At 63.2% G+C, this 5,320-nt stretch carries 5 protein-coding genes; 3 read left to right on the top strand and 2 right to left on the bottom strand.

Going from position 1 to position 5,320, the window contains the following annotated elements; all coding sequences use genetic code 11:
* The 3 genes from ABJN75_RS04505 to ABJN75_RS04495 all read left to right on the top strand — a co-directional run.
* Positions 1–2,163, top strand: a 2,163-nt coding sequence (locus ABJN75_RS04505; protein WP_348437270.1) for an efflux RND transporter permease subunit, incomplete at its 5' end; no start/stop codon positions are given.
* Positions 2,164–2,456: 293 nt separating this feature from the next.
* The gene (locus ABJN75_RS04500) at positions 2,457–3,404 is read left to right on the top strand and encodes a DnaJ C-terminal domain-containing protein (protein ID WP_348437268.1); all 948 of its coding nucleotides are present in this window, start codon (positions 2,457–2,459) and stop codon (positions 3,402–3,404) included.
* Positions 3,401–3,739 (top strand): hypothetical protein, encoded by a 339-nt coding sequence (locus tag ABJN75_RS04495; RefSeq protein ID WP_348437266.1) that lies wholly within the window; start codon positions 3,401–3,403, stop codon positions 3,737–3,739. The genes ABJN75_RS04500 and ABJN75_RS04495 overlap by 4 nt, the downstream gene beginning before the upstream one ends.
* A gap of 36 nt (positions 3,740–3,775) precedes the next feature.
* Here the strand turns inward: ABJN75_RS04495 and ABJN75_RS04490 are convergent, their stop codons facing one another.
* Positions 3,776–4,951 carry an acetyl-CoA C-acyltransferase gene (locus ABJN75_RS04490; RefSeq protein ID WP_348437264.1) on the bottom strand — a complete coding sequence of 392 codons (1,176 nt, stop codon included), beginning with the start codon at positions 4,949–4,951 and terminating at the stop codon, positions 3,776–3,778.
* A gap of 14 nt (positions 4,952–4,965) precedes the next feature.
* Positions 4,966–5,320, bottom strand: a 355-nt coding sequence (locus tag ABJN75_RS04485) for a M20/M25/M40 family metallo-hydrolase (RefSeq protein ID WP_348437262.1), incomplete at its 5' end; no start/stop codon positions are given.

The following is a 5,320-nucleotide window of genomic DNA, read 5'->3' as shown; positions in this document are numbered from 1 at the left end:
GTCAGCTACGTCATTCCCTATGACACCACACCCTTCGTCGAAATCTCGATCGAGGAAGTGGTCAAGACGCTCGCAGAAGCCATCGGGCTTGTCTTCCTGGTGATGCTGGTGTTCCTGCAGAACTTCCGCGCCACCCTCATTCCCACACTTGCCGTTCCGGTGGTGCTGCTCGGCACCTTCGGCATTCTTGCCGCAGCCGGATTTTCCATCAACACGCTGACCATGCTTGCCATGGTGCTGGCCATCGGCCTTCTGGTCGACGACGCCATCGTTGTTGTGGAAAACGTCGAGCGGATCATGGAGGAAGAGGGGCTCAGTCCGGTTGAGGCGACGCGCAAATCGATGGGCCAGATCACCAGCGCCCTGATCGGGATCGCGCTGGTGCTCTCGGCCGTGTTCGTGCCGATGGCCTTCTTCGGCGGATCGACCGGGGTCATTTACCAGCAATTTGCGATCACCATCGTCTCGGCCATGGGCCTCTCCGTCCTCGTCGCACTGACGCTCACACCGGCACTGTGCGCCACATTGCTCACCTCCAAGGCGGCGCACCATGCCAAACGCGGCCCGGCCGGCTGGTTCAACCGCGCCTTCGACCGCATCAGCAACGGCTATGGCAGCACCGTCGGCTGGATCGTTCGCCGCCCGCTGCGCATCGGCTTGATCTACCTCGCGCTCGTGGGCCTTGTCGCCTGGAGTTTCGTGCAGACACCGACCGGCTTCCTGCCCGACGAAGACCAGGGCATCCTTCTGGCGCTGATCCAGGCGCCGACCGGCGCCACCGCCGAGCGCACCCAGAAGGTGCTTGAACAGGTGGAAAAGCATTTCATGGAGAATGAGAAGGACACCGTCGACAGCATGTTCGGCGTTGTCGGCTTCTCGTTCTCCGGTCAGGGCCAGAACATGGGGCTCGCCTTCATCCGGCTGAAGGACTGGTCGGAACGGCAATCCCCGGGACAGAGCGCCCAGGCGATTGCCGGCCGCGCCTTCCCTGCGTTCATGGGCATCAAGGACGCCATGGTGTTTCCGATCGTGCCGCCATCTGTTCCCGAACTCGGCATCATGAGCGGCTTCGATTTCTATCTCGAGGCGCGTGACGGCCAGTCGCACGAAGCCTTGCTTGCGGCGCGCAACCAGTTGCTCGGCATGGCAGCACAAAGCCCGCTCGTCGCCTCGGCCCGTCCGTCCGGGCTCGAGGATGCAGCCCAGTATCATCTCGATATCGACTGGCGTGCTGCCGGTGCAATGGGCGTCTCCGCCTCCAACGTCGCACAATTGCTGCAGGTCGCCTGGGCCGGCACCTATGTCAACGACTTCATCGACCGCGACCGGATCAAGCGCGTCTACATTCAGGGCGAAGCCGATGCCCGCGCCCTGCCCTCCGACATTTCCAAATGGAAGGTGCGCAATTCCAGTGGCGGGCTGGTCCCCTTCGCCAACTTCGCCGAAGGCAGCTGGACCTTCGGCCCGCAGGGCATCAACCGCTACAATGCAGTCAGCGCCATGCAGATCCAGGGATCTCCGGCACCGGGCGTGACCACCGGCGAAGCCATGAACGAAATCGAGCGGCTGGCCTCACAGCTGCCCGGTTACGGCGTATCCTGGACCGGTCTGTCCCTGGAAGAACGCGAATCGGGCAACCAGGCGCCGCTGCTTTATGCGCTGTCGCTTGCGGCCGTATTCCTGTGTCTTGCGGCTTTGTATGAAAGCTGGTCGATCCCGTTCGCCGTCATGCTGGTCATGCCGGTCGGCGTCCTCGGCGCGGTGCTGTGGACCCTTTACGGCGGCTACCAGAACGGCGTGTTCTTCCAGGTGGGGCTGCTCACAGTGGTGGGATTGACCGGCAAGAACGCCATCCTGATCGTGGAGTTCGCCCGCGAACGTTACGAGGCAGGAGTCCCATTGCTCGACGCAATCCGCGAAGCGGCGCGCCAGCGCTTCCGTCCGATCATCATGACCTCGATGGCGTTCTCGCTCGGCGTGTTGCCGCTGGTTATCTCTACCGGCGCCGGGTCCGGTGGCCGCAACGCCATCGGCACCAGCGTGCTTGGCGGAACCATTTCCGGCACGGTTCTCGGCATTCTGTTCGTGCCGCTGTTCTTCGTACTCGTCACCCGGCGTCGCAAGTCCAGGCCGGATCAGGCAAAGCCGTCTGCTGAAGCCTGACCTCCAACCCCATCGGCATGACATCAATGGCCCGCCGCAAGACGGGCCATTGATTTTCAGCAAGGTCCCATCCCGCTGGTGGCCTGCCCGATTGCCAAGGCCCGGGGCCAGAACCGGAGCGAAACACCACGAAAACTCCCTTGAAATGCGCTCTTCGGTCGAAATTTGATCAAGCGCAATGCAAATTCGCCAGGCAACTCCCATATAAAGGTTCGGAATTCGTGGCGCTTGCGAGCATGCTGGTAGCCATGCCACGATTTGACACTTACATGCCAAATGCCGGAGCGAACTGAATGAAAAACCCCTACGAGATCCTCGGCGTAAAAAAGACGGCGAGCGATCAGGAAATCAAGACCGCTTTCAAGAAGCTTGCCAAGAAATATCACCCCGACCTGCATCCCGACGACAAGTCCGCTGAAGCCAGGTTCAAGGACGTCTCCGGCGCCCATGAATTTCTCAAGGACAAGGAACGGCGGCGGCGGTTCGACGCCGGCGAAATCGACGCCTCGGGCGCGGAAAAGCAACAGCAGCAATATTACCGGGATTACGCAGGAGCATCCGCTTCGGGCGGCCATGCCCGGCAGGATGGATTTGCCAGCAATGAGGATCTCGAGGACTTTCTCAGCCGCGCCTTTGGCGGCGCCGGCATGGGAGCGGGCATGGGCGCCGGCGGTCCCGGCGGCAGGCGTTCGTCGATGAAAGCCCGCGGCCAGGACGTCACTTACACGCTGCGGGTACCGTTCCTGCATGCCGCCACAGGCGCGGTCGAAAAGCTGCAACTGCCCGATGGCAAGACGCTCAACGTCACCATTCCCGAAGGGGCGGAAGACCGGCAGACCTTGCGGCTGAAGGGTCAGGGTGGCCCCGGGTTCGGCGGCGGACCGGCGGGCGACGCCTATATCGAACTGCATATCCAACCCGACGCGCATTTTGTGCGCAAGGACGACAATGTGCACCTCGAAGTGCCGGTCACGCTGAAAGAAGCTGTTCTCGGCGCCAGGATCGAGGTTCCCACCCTGACCGGACCTGTCAGCTTGACGGTACCGAAAGGCTCCAACACCGGCACCAAGCTGCGCCTGAAGGATCGCGGCATCAAGAACGCCAAGACCGGTCAGAAAGGCCATCTCTACGTCGCGCTCAAGGTGGTCCTGCCCGATCAGGAGGAGCCGGAGCTTTCGGCTTTCCTTGAAAGCTGGAACCCCCGGCACGCACAAAATCCCCGCAAGGAGATGCTGTCATGAAAAACCTTGAAGAGATCATCTCGCTGGTCCCCGAACTCAATCGCGCGGATCTGGAACGCTGGATCCATGAGGCACTGATCGAAGCCGAACAGGACCACGGTGCACCTCGCCTCACCGACATCCAGTTTGCGCGGGTGCGGCTGATCTGCAGCCTGCGCTACGACATGGATGTCGAGGAGGAGACGCTGCCGGTGGTGCTCGATCTCATCGACCAGTTGCACGCCACCCGCGAGCGGCTGCACAGGCTGAGCCAGGCGGTGCTGGCGCAGGATGAAGAGGTCAAGGCCGCTGTACTGACCATGCTGGGCGATGCCAGACGGGCCGGCGGGCGCTGAACCGCTTCAAGCGACCGCAGGCACCGTCTCAGCTCATCAGCAGATCTCGAACAGCCCGGCCGCCCCCATGCCGCCGCCGACGCACATGCTGACGACGGCGAGTTTAGAGCCGCGCCTGCGGCCCTCGATGAGGGCGTGGCCGGCCATGCGGGCGCCGCTCATGCCGTAGGGGTGGCCGATGGAAATCGCCCCGCCATTGACATTGAGTTTTTCCGGATCGATGCCAAGCTTGTCGCGGCAATACAGAAGTTGCGAGGCGAACGCCTCATTGATTTCCCACAGGTCGATGTCATCAATTTTCAGCCCGTGCCGGGCAAGCAGGCGCGGAATCGCGAACACCGGGCCGATGCCCATTTCCTCGGGCGCGCAGCCGGCGACCGCCATGCCGCGGAAGATCCCGAGTGGCGACAGGTTGCGCCGGGCAGCCTCCTCGCCGGACATGACGATCAGCGCCGAGGCGCCGTCGGACAACTGGCTGGCGTTGCCGGCGGTGACCACCTTGCCCTCGCCCATCACCGGTGCCAGCCCCTGCAGCCCCTCGAGCGTGGTGCCCGGACGGTTGCATTCGTCATTGGAAAGCGTGACCGCCTGCTCCCAGACCTCGCCGCTGGCCTTGTCGGTTACCGACTTGACCGTATCCATGGCGACGATTTCGGCGTCAAACCGGCCTGCGGCCTGGGCCGCCGCCGTGCGTTGCTGACTTTCGAAGGAATAGAGATCCTGCGCCTCGCGGCTGACGTCATAGCGCGCGGCCACCACTTCAGCGGTGTCGAGCATGCTCATGTAATAGCTGTCGGGAACCGAGGCGATCCGGTAGCTGTGCTTGTTCCAGTGCTCGTTCTGCACCAGCGAAATGCTCTCCACACCGCCCGCCATGGCGATGTCGACACCGTCATGCATCACCTGATAGGCGGCATTGGCAATGGCCGACAGGCCCGAGGCGCATTGCCGGTCGATGGTGGCGCCGGCGACCGTGTCGGGCAGGCCTGCCGCGATCACCGCGTGGCGCGCGGCATTGACGCCGGTGGTGCCCTGGGTGAGCGCCGAGCCCATGGTGAAATCCTCGATCTCCCCGCCTTCAAGCCCGGCGCGCGACACTGCGGCCCGGATCGCATGGGCCATCATCACCGGTCCCTGCGTGATGTTGAAAGCGCCCCGATAGGCCTTGCCAATCGGGGTGCGGGCGGTGGAGACAATGACGGCGTCACGCATGGGCATTTTCCTTTTCAGACTTTTTCCAGACCGCACCAGCCGGCTATGAACAAGGCCGTGGCCTGGGTCACCCGCCGTACTGATTCGAGCTCCACCCGTTCATTGAATCCGTGAATGGCTTCGGCGCGGGGACCATACACCAGCGCGGGTGTATCGGCATAGAGGCCGAAGAAGCGGGCGTCGGTGGTGGCGGTGATGGCGATCCGGTCGAGCGCAGCGCCAGTGACCGCGGTGTGCGCGCTTTCCAGTGCCGAGATCGCCTGCGCGGCCCCGGCGGAGGTGTCCTGCGACAGCGCGTACCCCTCGGCGTGAAAGCCGTGATAGACAATCTCCGGTGCATTCTTGCTCAGAAACGGATGCGTCCGCGCC

This window comes from Hoeflea sp. (assembly GCF_039975035.1).
Taxonomy (GTDB): Bacteria; Pseudomonadota; Alphaproteobacteria; order Rhizobiales; family Rhizobiaceae; genus Hoeflea.
The sequence above is the reverse complement of the archived record's forward strand: the minus strand, read 5'-3'. Positions and strand labels throughout refer to the sequence as shown.

Coding starts and splice junctions, on each gene's coding strand:
- ABJN75_RS04495 (WP_348437266.1), top strand. CDS start 3,401: ATGAAAAACCTTGAAGAGATCATCTCGCTGGTCCCCGAACTCAATCGC.
- ABJN75_RS04490 (WP_348437264.1), bottom strand. CDS start 4,951: ATGCGTGACGCCGTCATTGTCTCCACCGCCCGCACCCCGATTGGCAAG.
- ABJN75_RS04500 (WP_348437268.1), top strand. CDS start 2,457: ATGAAAAACCCCTACGAGATCCTCGGCGTAAAAAAGACGGCGAGCGAT.